Source organism: Micromonospora sp. NPDC049801 (genome assembly GCF_040656575.1).
In the GTDB taxonomy this organism is placed as follows: domain Bacteria; phylum Actinomycetota; class Actinomycetes; order Mycobacteriales; family Micromonosporaceae; genus Micromonospora.
In genome coordinates, this window is the sequence record NZ_JBFAMS010000015.1 from 153,421 (window position 1) to 172,282 (window position 18,862).

At 70.3% G+C, this 18,862-nt stretch carries 17 protein-coding genes and 2 tRNA genes; 10 read left to right on the top strand and 9 right to left on the bottom strand.

Going from position 1 to position 18,862, the window contains the following annotated elements; translation table 11 throughout:
* Window position 1 precedes the first annotated feature (1 nt).
* From AB0I89_RS25665 to AB0I89_RS25675, 3 genes are all read right to left on the bottom strand, one after another.
* Window positions 2-784, bottom strand: coding sequence for an IucA/IucC family C-terminal-domain containing protein (locus AB0I89_RS25665; RefSeq protein ID WP_357131656.1), 783 nt, complete (start codon window positions 782-784; stop codon window positions 2-4).
* A 209-nt stretch (window positions 785-993) separates the two neighbouring features.
* A complete protein-coding gene (locus AB0I89_RS25670; RefSeq protein WP_357131659.1) occupies window positions 994-1,905 on the bottom strand; it encodes a hypothetical protein in 912 nt (303 codons plus the stop codon).
* Window positions 1,902-2,426, bottom strand: coding sequence for a SigE family RNA polymerase sigma factor (locus AB0I89_RS25675; protein WP_357131830.1), 525 nt, complete (start codon window positions 2,424-2,426; stop codon window positions 1,902-1,904). Before AB0I89_RS25675 ends, AB0I89_RS25670 begins: the two co-directional genes overlap by 4 nt.
* A gap of 153 nt (window positions 2,427-2,579) precedes the next feature.
* Between AB0I89_RS25675 and AB0I89_RS25680 the strand changes: the two genes are divergently transcribed.
* Complete coding sequence (locus AB0I89_RS25680; RefSeq protein ID WP_357131663.1) at window positions 2,580-4,109, top strand: peptide deformylase; 1,530 nt, start codon at window positions 2,580-2,582, stop codon at window positions 4,107-4,109.
* Window positions 4,110-4,179: 70 nt separating this feature from the next.
* On the opposite strand, the gene AB0I89_RS25685 is transcribed toward AB0I89_RS25680, so the two are convergent.
* Window positions 4,180-5,295, bottom strand: a complete 1,116-nt coding sequence (locus AB0I89_RS25685) for a globin domain-containing protein (RefSeq protein ID WP_357131666.1) — start codon at window positions 5,293-5,295, stop codon at window positions 4,180-4,182.
* Window positions 5,296-5,439: 144 nt separating this feature from the next.
* Between AB0I89_RS25685 and AB0I89_RS25690 the strand changes: the two genes are divergently transcribed.
* Window positions 5,440-6,210: a CPBP family intramembrane glutamic endopeptidase gene (locus tag AB0I89_RS25690; RefSeq protein WP_357131669.1), complete on the top strand. Its 771-nt coding sequence runs from the start codon at window positions 5,440-5,442 to the stop codon at window positions 6,208-6,210.
* Between the two features lie 4 nt (window positions 6,211-6,214).
* On the opposite strand, the gene AB0I89_RS25695 is transcribed toward AB0I89_RS25690, so the two are convergent.
* Window positions 6,215-7,462 carry a hypothetical protein gene (locus tag AB0I89_RS25695; protein WP_357131672.1) on the bottom strand — a complete coding sequence of 416 codons (1,248 nt, stop codon included), beginning with the start codon at window positions 7,460-7,462 and terminating at the stop codon, window positions 6,215-6,217.
* Between the two features lie 313 nt (window positions 7,463-7,775).
* On the opposite strand from AB0I89_RS25695, the gene AB0I89_RS25700 reads away from it, so the two are divergent.
* Both AB0I89_RS25700 and AB0I89_RS25705 read left to right on the top strand, forming a co-directional pair.
* A tRNA-Ser gene (locus AB0I89_RS25700) sits at window positions 7,776-7,866 on the top strand.
* A 35-nt stretch (window positions 7,867-7,901) separates the two neighbouring features.
* Window positions 7,902-7,974, top strand: a tRNA-Arg gene (locus AB0I89_RS25705).
* A gap of 115 nt (window positions 7,975-8,089) precedes the next feature.
* Here the strand turns inward: AB0I89_RS25705 and AB0I89_RS25710 are convergent.
* A complete protein-coding gene (locus AB0I89_RS25710) occupies window positions 8,090-8,758 on the bottom strand; it encodes a hypothetical protein (RefSeq protein WP_357131675.1) in 669 nt (222 codons plus the stop codon).
* A gap of 15 nt (window positions 8,759-8,773) precedes the next feature.
* Complete coding sequence (locus tag AB0I89_RS25715; protein WP_357131678.1) at window positions 8,774-10,636, bottom strand: hypothetical protein; 1,863 nt, start codon at window positions 10,634-10,636, stop codon at window positions 8,774-8,776.
* Between the two features lie 607 nt (window positions 10,637-11,243).
* Here AB0I89_RS25715 and AB0I89_RS25720 point away from each other — a divergent pair.
* Window positions 11,244-11,765 (top strand): GNAT family N-acetyltransferase, encoded by a 522-nt coding sequence (locus AB0I89_RS25720; protein ID WP_357131681.1) that lies wholly within the window; start codon window positions 11,244-11,246, stop codon window positions 11,763-11,765.
* 78 nt (window positions 11,766-11,843) lie between these two features.
* Entirely contained in the window at window positions 11,844-13,124 is a 1,281-nt protein-coding gene (locus AB0I89_RS25725; protein WP_357131833.1) for an MFS transporter, read from the top strand.
* A 302-nt stretch (window positions 13,125-13,426) separates the two neighbouring features.
* On the opposite strand, the gene AB0I89_RS25730 is transcribed toward AB0I89_RS25725, so the two are convergent.
* On the bottom strand, window positions 13,427-13,660 hold the full coding sequence (locus tag AB0I89_RS25730) for a GntR family transcriptional regulator (protein ID WP_357131684.1): 234 nt from the start codon (window positions 13,658-13,660) through the stop codon (window positions 13,427-13,429).
* Window positions 13,661-14,009: 349 nt separating this feature from the next.
* Between AB0I89_RS25730 and AB0I89_RS25735 the strand changes: the two genes are divergently transcribed.
* Entirely contained in the window at window positions 14,010-14,327 is a 318-nt protein-coding gene (locus tag AB0I89_RS25735) for a hypothetical protein (RefSeq protein WP_357131687.1), read from the top strand.
* A gap of 357 nt (window positions 14,328-14,684) precedes the next feature.
* Here AB0I89_RS25735 and AB0I89_RS25740 read toward each other — a convergent pair whose 3' ends face one another.
* Window positions 14,685-14,885, bottom strand: coding sequence for a hypothetical protein (locus tag AB0I89_RS25740; protein WP_357131690.1), 201 nt, complete (start codon window positions 14,883-14,885; stop codon window positions 14,685-14,687).
* 410 nt (window positions 14,886-15,295) lie between these two features.
* On the opposite strand from AB0I89_RS25740, the gene AB0I89_RS25745 reads away from it, so the two are divergent.
* From AB0I89_RS25745 to AB0I89_RS25755, 3 genes are all read left to right on the top strand, one after another.
* Window positions 15,296-15,511, top strand: coding sequence for a hypothetical protein (locus AB0I89_RS25745; RefSeq protein WP_357131693.1), 216 nt, complete (start codon window positions 15,296-15,298; stop codon window positions 15,509-15,511).
* Window positions 15,512-15,611: 100 nt separating this feature from the next.
* Window positions 15,612-18,680: a type 2 lanthipeptide synthetase LanM family protein gene (locus AB0I89_RS25750; protein ID WP_357131696.1), complete on the top strand. Its 3,069-nt coding sequence runs from the start codon at window positions 15,612-15,614 to the stop codon at window positions 18,678-18,680.
* On the top strand, window positions 18,673-18,855 hold the full coding sequence (locus tag AB0I89_RS25755) for a hypothetical protein (protein WP_357131699.1): 183 nt from the start codon (window positions 18,673-18,675) through the stop codon (window positions 18,853-18,855). Before AB0I89_RS25750 ends, AB0I89_RS25755 begins: the two co-directional genes overlap by 8 nt.
* Window positions 18,856-18,862 lie beyond the last annotated feature (7 nt).

Here is an 18,862-nt window from a genome sequence, read left to right on the forward strand (position 1 = left end):
GTCAGCCCTGGCGGACGCAGCAGCCCTGGCAGACCTTGGGGCTGGGCAGCGTGAAGGCCAGGCAGCAGGTACGGCGCTGGACGCTGGGCTCGCCGGCCGGGCCGGGGACCAGCTCGACCAGGTCGGCCAGGTCGAGCGCGCCGAGCAGGGTGTCGATGCTCTGCACCGTCGAGCCGGGCAGCGCGTCGGCACCGCGCAGGATGCCGTGCGCGATGCCGGAGGCGACCGAGCCGAGCAGCGTCCGGGTGCCCACCCGCACCTCGGCCTGGATCGCCGCGATCAGCGGGGCCAGGTGGGCGTCGAGCAGGGAGGCCCGCAGCTCGGCGAGCAACTCCGCCTCACCCGCGACGACGCGTACCTCCGGCAGGCCGGACAGCGCCAGCGGGTCGCTCGGCAGGACCGCCACGGTGGTGCCGCGGCGCAGACCCAGCGTGATCAGGGGCCGGTGGTCCTCGAAGTGGATCAGCACGTCGGCCGGGTGGAGCAGCGGAACCCGGCGGGCCGAGGCCCAACCGAGCACGACCGGCAGCGCCGTCCAGTAGCTGTACGACTTCCAGGCCAGCGCGGCGCAGGCGTGCGGGGTGCCGCCCCAGCGGACACTCGCGGCGCGCAGCAGCTCCGGCAGGCGGGTGCCGTCGACCAGGGTCGTGGCGGGGGCCCAGCCCAGCTCGTCGTCGACCAGCAGCCCCCGGGCGAGCCCGGGGAGGTCGTCGGTGCCGAACATGGTCCGCAGCGCGGCCGTGACGGGGGCGAGCGGCGTGGCGGTCACGTCCCGCCTCGGCATCACCGCAGTCACCTGAGCCGTCCCCCGTCCGGATGGCCGAGGAGCCTCCCCCGGCGGACGGTCAGATGCCGTCCTGAGCTAAGGCTAGCCTAACCATGCTCGCCGGCATACCCGAGTGTTCTGTAATCCGGGCGACAGCGGCTGCCCTGTTCGGGCAGGCCGAGAGGCCCCGGACCGCGTACCGCGATCCGGGGCCTCGTAAACACGACTCAGTCGTTCAAGCCGCAGTCCTTGGCCGGCGTGGGCGTGCACGACAGCTTCCGGTACTCGGCCGGAGGAGTCACCGTCACCTTCGCCAGGTTCTCCTTCGTGCGGGGCAGCCACTCGTAGTCGCTGGTGGTGGTGCCGCTGAACACCTTGTTGACGACCCGGACCGGCTGGTAGGACTTCGCGTCGACCCAGATCTGCATGGACTCCTCGGCGGTCTTCGCCGTGTCCATGGCGCTGTCCGGGCCGCCCAGCCACTGCAGGTGCACGGTCTGCCTGCCGTCCAGCCGCTCCTTCCCGACGAGCGTCACCTTCCCGCTGTCGACGGCGCGCTTGAGGTCCTTGGGGTTGAGCGACGGCGGTAGGTACTGGACCTGCTTGGTGTCGGCCGGCTTGAGCGAGGAGACCTGGTAGGTCCACCACTTCTTCTTGTCATGGTTCAGCTCGACGGCGGTGGAGCCGTCCAGCGCCACGGTGTACGAGCGGACGTCGCCGTAGTAGATCTTGTTGTCCTGCCGCTCGCGGCTGGTGGTGCGGTCGGCCCAGAGCTCGATCAGGCTCGCCTGCTTGCCGTCCCGGCCCTGGTGCTTGGCGGTCTCGTGCTGGACGTACCCCGGTAGTTGGCCCAGGGCGGTGGCCGTCTGCTCGGCGACGTAGCCGACGGTGAGCATCTCCGGCGCCTCCTTCGGGGCGCCGCCGCCTCCCACGCCTCCGGGAGCGAACGCCAGCGAGGCGCCCACGGCCACGGCGGCGACCACCGGCGCGGCCACGGCCAGACCCAGTGCCCGGGTACGACGGCGGTTCTTACGGTGCAGGGTCTCGGTGAGATTCGATGGTGCGGTCATGGTGTACGTCTCCTCGTGGAGCCGGTCGCCCAGTAGGCGGCCCAGCTGTTCGTCGTCGAGAGCGGTCATCGCAGGGTCCTTGCCTCTTCGGTTTCGTGAAGGTCGCCGAGTAGTTCGCGCAGCCGCGCCAGCGCCCGGGAGGTGTACGACTTGACCGTTCCGATCGAGCAGCCGATCAGCTCCGCCGTCTGCTCGATGGAGAGGTCTTCGAAGTACCGGAGCACGATCACCTGTCGCTGCCGCACGGGAAGTTGGGCGAGCGCCGTGGCGACCGTCTGCCGCTCCCCGACGCCGTCGAATCCGGGATCGGTGGAGCGGAAGGCGTCGGGGTTGTCCGGCAGCGCCGTCTCGCGTGGGCGTCGCAGCAGGTCCCTGATCCGGTCCCGGGACAGGTTGACCATGACCTGCCGGACGTACGGCTCAGGGGCCTCGCGGGCCTTCGACCAGCGACGCATCGTGCGCAGCAGGGCCGTCTGCAGCAGATCCTCCGCGTGGCCCCGATCCCCGGTGAGGAGGAACGCGAGCCGCAGGAGCGCCGCCGACCGTTGCTCGACGAAGCTGTCGAAACTCGGATCAACTCTCACGGGGATAAGGACTCCAGCCGCCCGGCGGGGGTTGCCACCGCCGGCCGCCGTCACAGGCGGCAAGACATGAGCTGTCAAGCGGTGTGTCGGGAACATGCCAGATGAGTGTGCGCTCGGCCACGGAACGTGAAACTGATACTCCCGGCCGCGAGGAAGCCGATGACGACCTCACCCCTCGAGCGGGCTGCCGAGTCCTTTGCGGCCGAGCTTGCCCGCCAGCGCGCCGGGCGGGGCCTCTCCAAGAAACAACTGGCCGTGCTGATGGGTTTCGACCCGTCCTACGTGAGCCACGTCGAAGGGCGCCGACACCGCCCGACCGAGGACTTCGCCCGCCGCGCCGAGGCCGTCCTGGAGGCCAGCGGCGCGATCTGGCAGCGTTTCCGCGAGTACGACGACCTCCGGCACGCCCGCTCCGGCCAACCGCAGCGCGAACCCCCGCTGTCCAGCCAGTGGCTGCCCCCCGGCACCGGCCTCGTGGTGGAGCGGGAGTTGGCCACCCTCACCCACACCGATGACGGCTACCGGTGCGTCATCCGCCGCGAGCTGTACAACGCGGGCACCGAGCCGGTCACCCGCTACCTCGTCCGCGTCGCGGTGGACCGCTACCCGAACGATCCCGGTCGCTCCAACCGGCACCACCGGGAACACCCGCTCACCTTCGCCGAGCTGCAACTACAGGCCCGACGCGACGACGGCACCGGCGACTCCGAGCCGATGCACTGGCGGGCGAAACACGACCGGGACGCGTTCAAGGAGATCTGGCTCCTCTTCGAGAACGGCGAACGCCGCTTTCCGCTGTACCCCGGCGACCGGACCACCATCGAGTACGCGTACAGCGTCGGCCACGACAAGTGGGGCCCCTGGTTCCAGCGGGCCGTCCGGCTGCCCACCCGGCGTCTCGCCGTACGCCTGGATCTGCCGGCGGCGTTCGATCCGCAGGTCTGGGGCGTGGAGACCTCGCTCTCGGCGGAGGAGGGCCCGCTGCGGACGGCCCCGCAGCGGCACGACGAGGGTGACCGGGCGATCGTCGACTGGCAGACCGACGACCCGCCGCTGAACGCCCGCTACCGGATGCAGTGGCGCTTCCGGGCTCGGCCGGACACCGAGCCGGACGTCGGCCCCGGCGCCACCCGGGTCCGCCCCAGCGACCGCATGCGCGGGATCGGCATCGTGCAGCGCGGCGACGACCTGCTCCGACAGCCGGTGCGACAGTTCGACCTCCCCGGCGAGGAGCAGGCGGCCCGCGAGATCGTGGACCGCCTCATCATGGCGCTGGCCCGACTCGACGAGCTGCACCCGTTCAGCAAGGGGGTCGGTATCGCCGCCCCACAGCTCGCCATCGGCCGTGCCGCGGCCGTCGTCCGACCCCCCGACCGCTCGGCGGAACCGGTCGTCCTGCTCAACCCCCGGGTGGTCGACGCCGACCCGGAGACCGACGAGCAGTACGAGGGGTGCCTCTCCTTCTTCGACCACCGCGGTCTGGTGCCCCGGCCGCTGCGGCTCGACGTCGAACACGCCCAGTGGGACGGCAGCCGGATCATCACGTCGTTCGAGTTCGGCATGGCCCGGCTCGTCGCGCACGAGATCGACCATCTTCAGGGCCGGCTCTACGTGGACCGGATGGCGCCGGGCGTGCCGCTGGTGCCGGTCGAGGAGTACCGGGAGACCGGGCGACCCTGGCGCTACTGAGACAGCGAGGGGACCGGGGCGCGCGCCCCAGGGGGCAGGGGCACGCGCCCCGGTGTGGGGGGAGGAACGTCTAGAGATCGCCGAACGTGTCGTAGCGGACGGTCGACGGCGGCACCTCGTCGGCGGCCAGCACCCGCAGCGTCGACCGGACCATCTGCGCCGATCCGGAGACGTAACAGTCGTGCGTGGTCCACGGGCCGTACCGGGACACCACGTCCGGGATGTCGCCCTGCTCGCCGTCGAAGTCCGGGTCGTCGCTGCACGCGGCGGTGACCGACAACCACGGGTGTGTGGCCACCAGATCCTGTAGCGCGGCCAGCGCGTACAGGTCCGTCGCCTGCCGGGCGCCGTAGAAGACGTGCACCCACCGCGTCCGGTTGTAGGTGGCCAACTCCTCCACCAGCGCCTTGATCGGCGCGAGCCCGACGCCACCGGCCACGCAGAGGATGTCCCGCTCGGAGGAGCGGTCCAGGGTCATCGACCCCATCGGCGCCGCCAGCCGCAGCAGGTGTCCGGGCCGCACCCGGCGGACCAGCGCCCCGGACACCCAGCCCGCGCCGGGGCTCCGGACGTGGAACTCCAGCACGTTGTCGTCGTTCGGGGCGTTCGCCACCGAGTAGTTCCGCCACACCCTCGGGTGGAAGCGGGGCAGCTCCAGGCTGACGTACTGGCCCGCCCGCCAGGGCAGCGGATGCTGCAGGGCCCGGCAGGTCAGCACGGCGATGTCGGGGCCGTGGCGCTCGTGGGTCAGCACCTCGGCGTGCCAGAACGGCGGGTTGTCGTCGTCGGCCGCCCCGGCCACCATCTTGGCGGCGATCGCCGCGTACGCGTCCCGCCACGCCTGGTCGTACTCCAGGTTCCAGCCGTCGCCGGCGGTGCTGCGCAGCGCGTCGAGCAGCGCGACGCCCATCGTGGCGTAGTGCCGGTCGTCGACGTGATATTTGCGGTGGTCGCGGCCCAGCGCGCGCAGGAACTCGTCGAAGCTCTCCGGGTCGTCCACGGTGTGGATCGCCGTGATGATCGCCTCCAGCAGGCGGTCACCCTGGCCGGCCATCTGCACCGGGAAGAGCTGGCGCAGGGCGGGATCGAGCAGGAACACCCGAGCGTAGAAGTGCCCGGTCAGCCGCTCCCGGTCCTCCTCGACCAGGGTCCAGCTCTCCTTCAGCAACCGTGCGACATCGTCCACCGGTGCTCCTTCTCCAGACGGCAGCGGATCGGGCACCCATAGAATCTCCACGGAGCGTGTGCACCGGTCGCACAGAATGTGCGATCGGTTCATGCCGGCCGGTCGGCCCTGCCCGCTGGCCGGTCCGTCGGGCAGAGTGGTGCGGTGACCGTTGAGCTGACCCGCCCGGTGTCCCGCCGGCTGCTGGGGACCGAAACGTTGCTGGTCCTGGGCCTGTCCCTGGGCCAGTCCGCCGTCTACGCGGTGGTCTCGATCATCGCGAAGCTGACCGCCGAGGGCCCGCTCTCCAAGCAGACCGCCGCCCTGAACACCTCCGCGTCGGCCCGCCCCTGGCTGGACCTGACGTACCAGCTTCTCGGCATCGTGTTCGCGCTGCTTCCGGTGCTGCTCGCCGTACACCTGATCAGCAGGGACCCCGGCGACCCGGCGCGGACCCTCGGCCTGGACGCGCGGCGGCCCGGCCAGGATCTGGCCCGGGGCGCCGGCCTGGCCGCGCTGATCGGCCTGCCCGGCCTGGCCCTGTTCTGGGTGGCGGCGCACCTCGGCCTCAACGCGACGCTGGTGCCGGCGGCGCTACCGAAGGTCTGGTGGGCGGTCCCGGTGCTGATCCTCGCCGCCGTGCAGAACGCCGTGCTGGAGGAGGTGATCGTGGTCGGTTACCTGGTCACCCGGCTGCGCCAACTCCAGTGGCGGCTCGCCGCGATCATCGCGGCCAGCGCGCTGCTGCGCGGCAGCTACCACCTCTACCAGGGCTTCGGCGCGTTCGTCGGCAACGCGGTGATGGGCGTCGTGTTCAGCCTCTTCTACCTGCGTACCCGCCGGGTGATGCCCCTGGTCATCGCGCACACCGTGCTCGACGTGGTCGCCTTCGTCGGCTACGCGTCGCTGCCCCGCGAGTGGTTCGACTGGTTGTGACCGCTCAGCGCCGGTGCGGCCGGTAGGCGGCCACCGCCCGCGCCGCCAGCCGATCGGCCGCCGCCGCGTCGCCGAGCGTGGCGGCGACCACCGCCGCCCCCGGCACCAGTCGGGACGCCAACCGCAACGCCACCCACCCGCCGGTCTGCGCGGTGAGCGGCGCGGCGAGCCGCCAGGCGGCCTCCGCCGCCTTCGGCCACGTCCCCTCCACCGGATCACCGGCCTCCCGCGCACCGAGCAGCGCGGCCCGCGCGCTCGCCGCGTCGGGATGCACCTGGGTCAACACCAGCAGCTCCTCGGCCCGATCGGGATGCGCCGGGTCGCGTCCGTACGCCGCCGCGAGGTGCAGCACCAGGTTCGCCTGGGTCCAGAGCACCGACACCAGCTCCGCCAGCGGCGCGAACAGACCGGCCAGCGCCGCCGCCGCCCCTCCCGCGCCCGCCGCCCGCACGTACCGCCGGGTCGCCAGCCGGGCCAGACCGTCCGCCGGAGCGTCCGGGTAGCGGTCCCGCAGCCGCCGCGTCCACTCGGCCGCGCCGGGTCCGAGCGTCCGCACCGCCTCCATCGCCAGGAACTCCGGCGCGAAACCGGGATGGTCGCGCAGGCGCGCGACCACCGCCGGCAATTCGGGGGTACGCGTCGAAGCCGCCTCGGGGTTGCCCGGGGGGACCGCCGCTGCGGCCGGCTCGGGGGTGATCGCGGAAGCCGCTTCCGGCGCGGGTGCCGGTGCGACTGCGGGTGCGCCCGCCTTCGCCGTGGCGGCTCTACGGGTGGGCGTGGCGCGCTTGCGAGGGGTTGGCGTGATCTCGGTCGGCTCTGGTGTGACGGGCGTCGCATCCGGGATGACCGGCGCTGGCGGAGGTGGTGTCGGTGCGACGGCCGCCGTGCTGGTGGCGGTCTTCCGGGGCCGGGGCGCCCGCGCCCTCGGTGGCTGGCCCGTCGGCTCTCCCGCCGCGCCGGGAAGCGCCTCGTCCTGGGCGGGTCGAGCTGCGCCCTGGGCGGGTTGAGCTGCCTTCTTGGCGGACTTCCTGGTGGGGTGCGCCCCGGTGCCGGCGGGTTCCTCGGTGGGGTGTGCCGTGTCGTCGGCGGGTTCCCTGGTGGGGTGCGCCGCGGTGCCGGCGGGTTCCCTGGTGGGGTGCGGCGCGTCGCTGGCGGCAGCGGGCGGCTTGACCGGGGTGCTCTCCGGGTGGGCGGGGGCGGGCTCTGTCTGCCGGGGCAGGGGACGGTCCGGATCCGGCGGTTGGAAGATCACCGGCGCCGCCTTGGCCCGGCGGGGACGCGGGCTCGCCGGTGCCGCCGGTGCCGTTTCGGCAGGCTGATCGGTCGCCTGCGGCGGCGTGAACGTGGCCCGCGCCGGGCGCCGACGCGGGCGCTCAGCAGGCTCCTGGCGGGTCGGTTCGCTGGGCGGCTGCTCCTGCATATCGATGGAGCGTAGTCCCGATCACGCCCCCGCACAGCGGTGAAATACCGGGGCGCGCTGCCCGGGTCGGCGTACCCCGGAAGTCGTTTTGCCCCCGGTGGGTGCCGACCTGTATCCTCGGGCGCGGTGGTCTGCGGGCCACCAGGGAGACTTCGCCTAGTCTGGTCTATGGCGCCGCACTGCTAATGCGGTTGGGGTCTTAAAGCCCCTCCCGGGTTCGAATCCCGGAGTCTCCGCGCGAAAGCCGGGTGTGTACACTGGCTGAGCACGAGCGCCCGTAGCTCAATGGATAGAGCATCTGACTACGGATCAGAAGGTTAGGGGTTCGAGTCCCTTCGGGCGCACAAGATCAGGGCCGTTTCGGGAAACCGAGACGGCCCTTTTCCGTTCCCGCACAGCGGCGAAGTACCGCAACGTTCTAATCCGCCTCGGTGCCGCTCATCCGCTCGCCCTGGCGCTTCAACGCGGCATGGAGTAGGGCAGGGACAACGCGGCCGCCGTTGTGGCCGCGTTGCGGGCGAGGGCCTCGCGGGCGCCGTCCGGGCCGAGGGCGATCACCGCACGAACGCGTTCGAGGATCTCATCCTCCCAGGCGATCGGGTGCGGGCGGGGACGGTTCAGTTCGCCGGCCTCCTCAGCCAGCGCCGCAGCCGCCAGCGCGGCGTCCCAGTCACCGCGGATCACATGCAGGTAGGCCAGTTCCTCGGCTGCACGTATGTCGGGGTCGGTCAGGCCACGCTCCGCGTCCTGGGCTTCCCACTCCAGTCGGTAAGCGAGCAAGCCCTCGACATCTCCGTAGCGGTCCAGGAACGGGATGCCCTCCCGGAGTACGACGTCCCGGATGTCGGCCATCACCGGTTCGTAGCCGGCCAGGGCGTCCGGCTCCGGGAACACTCCCTCCAGCCGCCGTGAGCACGTGTGGCCGTCGGCCGCTGGCACCGCGAGCAACCAGACGATCACCTCGACCTGGAAGTTGGGCCGCCGGCGCAGTGGTGGTACTGGTTGCACCGTCTGGGCGGTCCAGCCGACCGGCCCCCGCACCAGTCGGCCCTCCGCAGCACGCCAGCCATCACCCAGAGCGGGCAGCAGGTACGCGTCGACGGCCTTTTCCCACCTGCCGACATCCACGTGATCATCCCCTTCTCAGCATCGAACGGTGATCGCCGGAACGTTCCGATACCTTGCCGGGAGCTGGTTCTGTAGGTCCCCGTACCACTTGGTTTCGAGCCCCTTGGCGCCGGTCTTCAGGTCGAGGATGAGTTCCGGTCGCAGTTCGTCCACGCCGAGCACGACATCCGGCGCCTTGGCGCCCTTCTCCCAGCCCTCTCGTGCGGTGACCGGATTCTTCCACCTCCTGGCGAGCAGACCGTTGCGGTAGCCGACCTCCGCGAACAGGTTGGCCGATGCCGGTTCCGCACCGACGAGCTCGGCGAGTCGTTTGTGCACCCGGTCGCCCCAGTGCTGCGGGGACTCTCCGGGCCACCGCTGCACGTCTTTGCAAGCCTGCTTCGCGAGCTGTTCGACGCGGGTCCTCGCCTGCTGCTGACGGGTGTTCAGCGCCGGCGGGTTCGCGCCGGTCGGCAGGTACTCATGAGGCTTGTCCGCCGGCTTGACGCCCAACGTGCCGTTGCGTTTGATCTCGTCGGCGAGGTCAGCGGCCATCTTCTTGGCATCCGCCGTGGTGACCGCCCGGGCGACCGCCGTGTACGCGGCATACACCTGGTGGGTCTTGGGTTTCCGGGCCGGCGGGATGTAGTACGACGCGCGGCACCGTACCGTTTTGGTGTCCTTCGGCTTCATGATCAGGACTTCCGGGCAGGTCTGCACCGGCCTGCCGTCCAACGTCATGGTGATGTTCACCTCGACGGTGACCTGCTTGTCGATCGTCACGTACTTGGATGCCGACGTCACCCTGCTGCGGAGCTTCAGGTTCGCGGTGCAGCCGTTGGTGGTGCAGGGGCTGAGGCTCGCGTCGCCGGTGAGCGACACCTGGACGATGCTGTCGAGGGACTGCGCCAGTACGCCCATCTGACGTTTCACCTCGTCGAACAGCAACTGCCGCTGGTCGTCGGTGAGAACCTGCAGCTTGGCGCGCAACTCGACGTCACTCACCCGGTGCGCGATCGTCTGAAAGCCGCTCCCCGACTCGGCCACCGGGGTGGTGCTCATACCCAACAGCCGTTTCGGTTCGGCCGTACTGATCAGGTACGTGACACCGTCGAGGACCACCGCTCGTGCCTCGACGCCATCCACCGAGGTGACCACGCCGAGTCCGAGTGACTCCTCCTGCTGCGGATAGCCGTTTTCCTCAATGCTCGGCACCATGCCGGTGGCGAGCAGAGCCGGCGCCAGGACGTCACCGAAGTCGAATCCAAAGAGGTCGCCCGCGACCCGCACCCACCGGTTGGCAAACTTTTTCTCGCGCCCGTCGGTGATCCCGGCCTTACGCCAGAACGCCTCGCCGACCTTGAGGAACGTACGATCGCCAAGGTCCAGGATCTCGGCGGTCTGGCCGTCAGTGATCAGCTTGCCCCGCACCGTGCCTTCGTTTGTCACCTGGGCGTCCATGCTGATGCGGTCGCCGTCCGGTCCGGAGAACGACCCCTGGTAGCGGACCGCCGGCGTGGTGAGCAGCCGCTCAGCCGCCTGCCTCAACTCCTGATCGGCGGTATTCACCGCCACCTGCGCCTCAGTGGCCCGTTCCTTTTTGCCACCCGGGTTGCCGGTGAAGCGGGGCACCACGACAAGCGCGCCGATCGTGCAGATCAGCAGGAACGCCAGGGCCAGGCCACCAAACAGCAGCAAAAGCCGTCGCGGCCGTGCCGGTTGCGGCGGCAGTGGCGGTGGCGGTGGCGGTGGGGGCAGAAGAGGCGGTGGCGGCGGGGGAAACGGTGGCGGCGTCGGGTAGTTCATGGCGTCTCGATCCATCGACAGCAAACCGGCGCTGGTCAATGTATACGTTTCGGCCAAGCCCGCGTGGTGCCGCTGTGCACGGCGGACGCGCAAGCGAAATCGGGTTCACCTTCTGCCGCGATCAGTGCGCCGAGGTGTGGCAGATCAGCTGGCGGACATGTGGCGCGCGGCAGTCGGCGGCGGACAATCGCCACCGGTGATTGTCTGGTCCGACCACCCGCTTGACGAATACGTCCCAGGACATGCTTGACGTTCGGTCTGGAACTCTGTTCTGAGGAGGGTTATCGGGCGGTCATATATCGATGCGCCGCTCGACGGCGGTCGGGTCGTCTGGCTCGCCGAAGCGGAGGGTGGCGTGGGCTGGCTTGGTCGGGAAGGCCCGCAGCAGCGGCTCTACAAACCCCAGGCCGCCGAACTGCCGACCGCACGCGGGCGGCGAGTCGGAGGATCGCCGACGGTTACGGCCACTCGGGTATGACGCAAGTCACAAAATGGCCGTCCGTGGGGCTTACCAAGTGCCTGGCTTTCGTCATCTGGGTTGCGTCCTTGACCAGGCTGACATTGCCCAGGAGGGCGGCACGGCACCTTCTGGTTGCTGTCGAAGCACATGGACTATATGGAGCTGGATCGCCTTCTGGGCATGATCAATTCTGGTAAGACGCGGCTCGCCCGGCGGTCCGGCTCTTAATAACGTGACCTCATGCCCGAGTTGATTCTGCCGACTGTCCGCCTGCACGCCGCGTTCTTGAAATGCCGCGACGACTGGGGCCCTGGCCTTCACGAGGACGGCTTCGGCCTGAGGGCTGACGACGATGTGGACTCGCCCGAAGGCTTCGCCGCTTGGGTGCACGCGCGGGTCCGAATGGTCCATCCGGCCGGCGATCCGTGTCCGGACGAACAGCACGGCTCACCCCGGTGGATCGTCGAGAACGGCCACGTACTCGGGGGTATCGCCCTCCGGCACAAGTTCGATGACGAGATCGGCCAGATCGGCTACGGCGTCCGGCCGTCCGCGCGCCGCCGAGGACTGGCGAGTTGGGCACTCGGCGAGATGCTCACAGAGGCTCGCGTCGTCCTGGGCCTAGATCGCGTCCTCATCCCTTGCCTGGCCGACAACATCGCGTCGGCCCGGACGATCGAACACCACGGCGGCGTCCTCGAGGGCATCCGCGACACCGAGCACGGTCCAGTAAGGCGCTACTGGATCGCCTTGGATCGGTGAGGTCACCCGGCCGAAGCCGTAACTAGGAACTACCCGTATTAGGCAAGGGCGGCCCGGGAGGTGCGGACCGTGTTGGATGTGAAGCCGTACCGGGACGCGCTCGCGCTGCCAGGGTTGCGGCCGCTGCTGCTGGTAGCGATCCTGGCCCGAGTGCCAGTGGCGGCCACCGCCGTGGTGATGACGCTGCACGTCCTCGATCTGGGCCGCGGCTTCTTCGCAGCCGGGCTGGTCGGGGCCGCGATGACGGTCGGTTCGGCGCTCGGCGCGCCATTGCTCGGCCGGCTGGTCGACCGACGTGGCCTGCGGCCGATGCTGCTGCTGACCACAGCGGTCTCGGCGTTGTTCTGGGCTACGGCACCGGTTCTGCCGTACCCGGTGCTGCTCGGTGCCGCGTTCGTCGGCGGGCTGCTCACCCTCCCGGTCTTCTCCGTGGTCCGGCAGTCGATCGCCGCGCTGGTCCCGCCAACCCAACGCCGTCAGGCGTACGCGCTGGACTCGATGTCGGTCGAACTCAGCTTCATGATCGGGCCAGCCGGGGCGGTGGCCTTGGCCACCAGGGTCTCGCCCACCCTGACCATGTACGCCGTCGGCGCAGGGATCGTGCTGGCCGGACTCACCCTGCTGGTGCTGAACCCGCCGACCCGGGCGCGTGACGAGGCGACGACGCCGGCACCGGCACTGCCGCGCCGGCAGTGGCTGACCCCACGGCTGATCGGACTGCTCGCCGGCGGCGCGGCGGGCACGTTGGTGATCGCCGGCATCGATGTGTCGGTGGTGGCGGTGCTGCGTGATGCTGGCCAGCTCGACTGGACCGGTGTGGTGCTGGCGCTCTGGGCGTCGTGCTCGTTGATCGGTGGCTTCACCTACGGCGCGCTGTCCCGCCCGGTGCCGTCGCTGATCCTCACCCTGGTCCTCGGTCTGGTCACCGTTCCGGTCGGCCTGGGCAGCGGCCAGTGGTGGCTGTTGGCCCTGATGCTGCTGCCGTCCGCAGCCTTCACCGCGCCGACCGTGGCGGCCACCGCCGACGCCGTGAGCAGGCTGGTGCCGGCGAGCGTACGGGGTGAGGCGATGGGCCTGCACGGCTCAGCGATGGTGGTAGGGGTTGCGCTCGGCGCCCCGCTGGCCGGGGCGGTGATCGATGCCGCCGCGCCAGCCTGGGGCTTCGCCGCGACGGGCCTACTCGGCGCGCTGATCGCGCTGGCGGTACTGCCGACCCGGTCGAGTCACCAACACTCCGAATCCGCGGCCGAACCCACCACCATCCCCACCGTCGCTCCCTGCTCGATTCCGCCCCCGCTCGATCGTGCTGTCTCACCATCCGCCCTGTCCGCAACCCGCCGGCGACGCGCGAGAAGTTGACCACCACAAGTGCGGTGACCGCCGCGTACGCAGCGGACGGCCCGACCAGCCCCAGCGGAGGCGGCCCCGACCATCGCCGCGATGGTGGCCGACCTTCGCGCGGTGGTCGCGGTGACCGCGCTGGGCGCGGCGACGTTCGTCGGTTTCCTGTCGCACCGCTACGGCGAGCTGACCGGTCCCGGCGATGCCTGGTCCTACACCGTGCTCATCGGCTTCGCCGCCGTGCTGGGGACCGCTTACCGGTACGCCCGATCGGTGACCGCGCACCTGGCTGACGCCTCGGTGAGTGATGGTGGTGCTGGCTACGGCTTCTCGGCGACGAACGTCCCGCGCGCTGGAAGCGTCACGACGAGACCCCGTTCCCGCAGCAGGCGGATAGCCGCTCGGACCGTGCCGCGAGCCACGCCGTACTCCTGCTGGAGGTGGGCCTCGGAGGGGAGCGGCTGACGGGGCTTGAGCTTTCCGGACTCGATCTTCTTGGCGAGGAGATCCGCGAGCTGGATGTAGAGCGCTACCGGACTCATCTCGTCGATCATGATCGACACCTTATGGACGCCTAGCACGGGCGGGCCGTTGGGTACCTACCAAACGTTCTGTACTTATAGGAACAGCTATACGAACTGTACAAGTTGAACTAGATTGAGGTCAGACCTTCGCCCAGGTAGGAGGCACCTCGTGAAGCTCTGGCCGTTCGCCTGTCCTGCTCCACCCCACCCGGAGCGGGAGGGGTCGCGGTGAGCGCGGTGCCGTTCGAGGTCGAGCTTTCCTGGACGGTGATCGATTACCACCGCATGCAGAGATGTAGCCGCTGCCACCCGGACGGCTGGTGTCCGAGGGTCGCGGTGGCCCGAGCGCGGATCGGGGCGTGGCGACGGGCGGTGGGGCGTGCGCCCGTTCAAGGGTGGTGACCTGCTGCACCTCACGCCGGCGGCCAGCGTCCAGTTCTCCCGGCCGTTCTACTTCCGGCTCATCCGCGTACTGGAAGACCGGATCACGTACGACGGGTGGGCCTGGATCGAGGGGTACGAGCTGGACTCCCGGGGAGATGCGGTAGCCCGGCGGCAACTCTTCGTCCAGCCCGCCGGTCTCCGGAAGCTCGCTCCGTCGCCCCGTCCGGCGGCCTCCCCGGTCCGTAGGGAGCCTGCGCCCGTCCGGAAGGGCTCGGGGAAGACCTCGGCCCGCAGGGTGAAGGGATCTCTGTAGTTCAGATCCGTACAGGGTCTCGGGTGGGGTCGGTTCAGACCCGCTAATCCCGGCGGTTTTGGTGCTCTCGATCATGTGTTTCCGCTGGTCAGTAGAACTTGTCCACAGGGGACACCTACGGATCGGCTGGCACCGGTCTATCACCCTGGCCATGCTCGCCTTGGCCGTCCTTACCGTCCTCGCCGTGGCGCTCCCCAGCAGAGCGCACCCTGCCCCTGGTCGATCTGGCGACGAAGATCCTCAAGTCGCGCCCGACGAACCCACCACAAGTACAGGCAGGGGAGGTGACGTTGGAGTAGTAGACGATAATGGCGACCCTTCCGGATCGCGCCCGCAACGGCGGGCAGGCGCCTCGGGTCAGGCGAACAATGCGATCACGGAGAGGATGAGGCCGAGTGCGGCCATCACCATTCCGGCGGTGCGGTACTCGGTAGTTCTTGCGGGGTCGAATTTTACCATGCCGAAGTGGCCGACCAGGCGTGCCATCCCGATCGGGCGCCATGCCAGAAGGGCGCCGGCCACCAGTGAGAACAATCCAACGATAAGGACGATCGTCATCGTCCAAGGGTATCGCGGATTCGGACGGGGCGCTGCCCGCAGAAGGTCCGGCCGGCGGTCAGCGGCGCCGTCGGCGGTGTCGGGTGATCACGTTGGCCAGCATCGTTGCCAAGGCCGCCACTGCGGCCACCCCCAGTACGATCCCTGCTCCGGCAAGTCCCATAGGGACGATCCTACGTCGCGCCCCGCTTGCTCGCACGCGAGGCCGGATCTGTGGGCGCCTCGTTCGAAATGAGGGCCGGATCCGCTCTGTCAAGAATTGTTTGACAAGGTGTCCAGAGGCGTCCGTCAATGCCAATTTGACAGACGGTCGAGCGGATGCCGAGTAATTCACAAAGGGGTGTTGCCCGTCACTGTTGTGGATATCTTGGGGTCTCCGTTGTTCGCACGAACGAAAGGGAGGACGAGCAATGATCATCAAGGGTATGACGGACGCCTGGCAGAACCGAGGGTCCGAGGAGGCCACGATGCCGGCCGTTCCGGCGGGTGCTTCTCCGCTGGACGAGATGTACCTGGAGTCGATCGTCGGTGGCGCCGCCGACAGCCTCGACTTCTTCACCTTCGTCTGCAGCAGCAGCGTCCCGCCGACGGTCGTCTGCCCGACGACGTCGAACCTCTGCGCCTGATCGCGCGGAAGCGCTGCGCCGAGTAGTCCGGTGCACCGGCCGCCCGTCCCGGCCCGACCGGGGCGGGCGGCCGTCCTCATCCATGACGCGGGGAGGCTCCATGTCGACTGACCTGATGCGGCGCTGGTCCACGGTGCCGCCGTTCCGGACGCTGCCGGAGGACGCACTGCGTACCCGACTCTCCCTTCCCGTCGGCGGCAGCCCACCACCTGCGGGTGACGCGCCTGGATCCGGGCCTGCGGAGCTGCCGCATACGCTGGCGGAGTCTCCGGTCGGCTGGATGACCGAGGAGCCGGTTCTCTGGCCACTGCTGCCGTTGTGGCCCCGGCTCGCCGACCTGCACAGGGCCCTCACCGAGGCGGGACGCGCCGAGGGTCAGGGGGCGGCGGCCACGGTGGCCGATCGCTACCTCCGCAGTCTGCTGGGCGACGTTCGCCGGCTCGCGTGTCGCGCGGCCGCAGAAGATCTCGACGCCCCGGTCGACGAAGCCGGGAAGGCCGGAGAAGCGCCGACTGCCCGGCGGACCGAGGCGGAAGCGGCGAAGACGCTGGCCGTCCGGTACGCGGCCCGCCCCGCCGCAGCCGAATTCGCCGACCGTTACGCCCCTCTGCTTCGCCAGGTGAAGCACATCCTCGACGGATACCTGCGCACGTTCACCGAGATGCTGCAAAGGCTGCGCGCGGACGGTCCGCTCATCACGCCGCTGCTCGGCGGGGTCGAGGCCGGGCAGATGCGAGCCGTACGCGCCGTGGGCGACCTGCACGAGCCGGGCGCGGTGCTGCTGCTCACCTTCGCCGACGACACCCAGCTCCTCTACAAGCCTCGCAGCCTCGCCCTGGAAGTCCAGCTCACCACGGTTCTGCAGTGGCTGGACAGCCACGAGCCGGGACTCGCCCCCCGGGTTCCCCGATCGGTGGACCGCGGTCGCTACGGGTGGCAGGAGTTCGTCGCGTGGTCGCCGGCTCGCTCGGCCGACGAGGTGCGGGCCTTCTATCGCCGCTCGGGAGCGCTCGTTGCGCTGGCGTACCTGATGCGGGCGACCGATCTGCACTACGAGAACGTGCTGTGTGACGGCCGGTCGCCCGTCCTGGTCGATCCCGAGTGCCTGTTCACCACCTCCTTCCGCACCCGTGGCGACGGTGTCGAGGAGATGGGTGGGGTGAAGGCCACCACCGTCCTGGACTCCGGTCTGCTGCCGGAACCCGGCCACCGCGGCGACCTGCCGACGGCCCTGGACCTCTCGATGCTCGGCGCCGTCGGCGAACGGCGGCAGCCCCGGCAGATCCGCGAGCTGCGCGTCGACGAGCACGGCCGGTCCGAGTTCGTGATGCGGTCCCTGCCGGCGGAGGACGCGACGCACATGCCGGTGCTCGACGGCCGCGTGGTGCCGGTGGTCGGGTACGAGGACACGGTCGCCGACGGTTTCGTCGCTGCGTACCGAATGTTCCTGGCCGACCGTGATCACCTCGACCAGCTCCTGGCCGGGTTCGCCGGGGCCCGCGTGCGGCACATCGTGCGACCGAGCTGGCAGTACGGCAAGTTGCTGTACGAGCTGGGCCATCCCGATGCCGCCCGGTCGGCACTCAAGCAAGAGGAAGTCGTCAACACGATCTGGCCGGCGAACGCCCACGAGCGGCAGCTCGCCCTCCATCTGTTCGGCAGCGAACGCCGCGGATTACTGCACGGTTGCATACCGACGTTCGAGCGCCGCGCGGGTGATGTCGACCTGCTCTCCAACGGCGAACTGGTGCACTCGTCGGCTCTGCTGGTCAGCGGGCTGGACCTGGTCCGCCAGCGGCTGCGCTCGCTGTCCGCCGAGGATCTGCGGGTGCAGACCGGGATCATCCGAGCCACCCTGTCACTGTTGCGCATCCCGGCCGATGCACGGCACCGGCAGTCGTACTCCCCGGTCCGCGCTGCAACGCCGGACAGCGACACCGTCCTTCGCGCGGCGACCGACATCAGGGACGCCCTGACCGCCGACATGGCCGACAATCGCGGCCGAGCCTGGTGGCTGGGCGGTGTCGAGGTGTCCAGCGGAATGTTCGGCGTGCGACCGAGCCCCTTCGGTCTCTACGACGGCGTCGCCGGGATCGCCCTGTTCGCGGGGTACCTGGACCTGATCACCGGATCACGCAGCCGGCTGGCCACCTCCGCCCGGTCGGCGATGCTGGTCGATGCCGAGTCCGTGCTGCAGCACAGCACGCTGGAGCAGCTGGCCCGCAACCGTCAGCTTGGCGTGCTGAACGGGCTCTGGGGAACGGTGTACGTGGCGGCGTGCCTCGGCCACTCCGCCGGGGATCCCGGCCTGGCTCGCTGGGCCCGCGACGTCGCTGGCCGGCTGGCACCGGCCCCGCTGCCGACCGACTGCTGGGACCTGCTCGGTGGTTCCGCCGGAATCGCCGCCACGGCGGCCGAGCTTGCCACGGCCTTCGGCCCGGAGGTGTACGCGGCGGCCGCCGACCGGTTCCTCCGATCGACCGCGATGCAGCTGGAATCCGTCCTGCGTGCCGAGGAGATCCCGGCGGGCGTGGCACATGGCATGTCCGGCGCGGCCCTCGCCTTCGGTCGGGGAGCCGGCCTGTTTCCCGGCGCCGGATGGGACACCGCCGCCCGGGTGTGCATCGACGCCGAGCGTTCGCAGCGCCGTCCCGACGCGGGTGGCTGGCACGACGCCCTGCTGGCGCGCGAGGGAGTGCCGCAGGAGGGCAAGCGGCAGAGCTGGTGCCGTGGCGGGGCCGGGATCGGACTGGTCCGACTGGCACTCGGCGAGGAGGCGGCCGGCGGTGGCGCACTGATCGACAGCGAGGAGAAGCGCGACATCGACCTGGCGGTCCGGCTGACCGTCGAGCACGGTTTCGGGTACGACCAGAGCCTCTGCCACGGCGCCATGGGAGCACTGGAGCTGCTGCGAGCCGCCGGATGCGAGCAGGAGTACGGCGTCCACCTCGGTGGACTCCTCGCGGCCGCTGAGCGGCACGGCTGGCGGACGGGCCTGCCGCGGCCGCTGCCGGATCCGGGCCTGTTCACGGGCGTCGCGGGCGTCGGCTTTGGTCTGCTGCGGCATCTGGAACCACGCGCCGTTCCGCGCGTCGTGACGCTCAGCCTGCCGGCCGGCTGCCGGTCGCCGGAGGGGCCCGTCGAGGAAGGAGCGCGGGGCGATGCGTGACAGCGTCACCGATCCGTACGAAGGCGTCGAGGCGTCCGCCGCCGGGGTGGAACGTGCGGCGCTGTGTGGGCTGGCCGCGCAGCGCTCGATCACCCGCCTGTGGGTGGCGCTCGCGGTGTGGATCCTGCTCGCGCTCGGAGTGCTGGTGCTGGTCGTGGACCGGATCGGGAGGTAGCGGCAGC

What these genes read in the sequence shown, in the direction of transcription:
- AB0I89_RS25730 (WP_357131684.1), bottom strand. Translation starts at nt 13,660, where the DNA reads ATGATCGACGAGATGAGTCCGGTAGCGCTCTACATCCAGCTCGCGGAT.
- AB0I89_RS25755 (WP_357131699.1), top strand. Translation starts at nt 18,673, where the DNA reads ATGCGTGACAGCGTCACCGATCCGTACGAAGGCGTCGAGGCGTCCGCC.
- AB0I89_RS25750 (WP_357131696.1), top strand. Translation starts at nt 15,612, where the DNA reads ATGTCGACTGACCTGATGCGGCGCTGGTCCACGGTGCCGCCGTTCCGG.
- AB0I89_RS25665 (WP_357131656.1), bottom strand. Translation starts at nt 784, where the DNA reads ATGCCGAGGCGGGACGTGACCGCCACGCCGCTCGCCCCCGTCACGGCC.
- AB0I89_RS25740 (WP_357131690.1), bottom strand. Translation starts at nt 14,885, where the DNA reads ATGACGATCGTCCTTATCGTTGGATTGTTCTCACTGGTGGCCGGCGCC.
- AB0I89_RS25680 (WP_357131663.1), top strand. Translation starts at nt 2,580, where the DNA reads ATGACGACCTCACCCCTCGAGCGGGCTGCCGAGTCCTTTGCGGCCGAG.
- AB0I89_RS25745 (WP_357131693.1), top strand. Translation starts at nt 15,296, where the DNA reads ATGATCATCAAGGGTATGACGGACGCCTGGCAGAACCGAGGGTCCGAG.
- AB0I89_RS25720 (WP_357131681.1), top strand. Translation starts at nt 11,244, where the DNA reads ATGCCCGAGTTGATTCTGCCGACTGTCCGCCTGCACGCCGCGTTCTTG.
- AB0I89_RS25670 (WP_357131659.1), bottom strand. Translation starts at nt 1,905, where the DNA reads ATGACCGCTCTCGACGACGAACAGCTGGGCCGCCTACTGGGCGACCGG.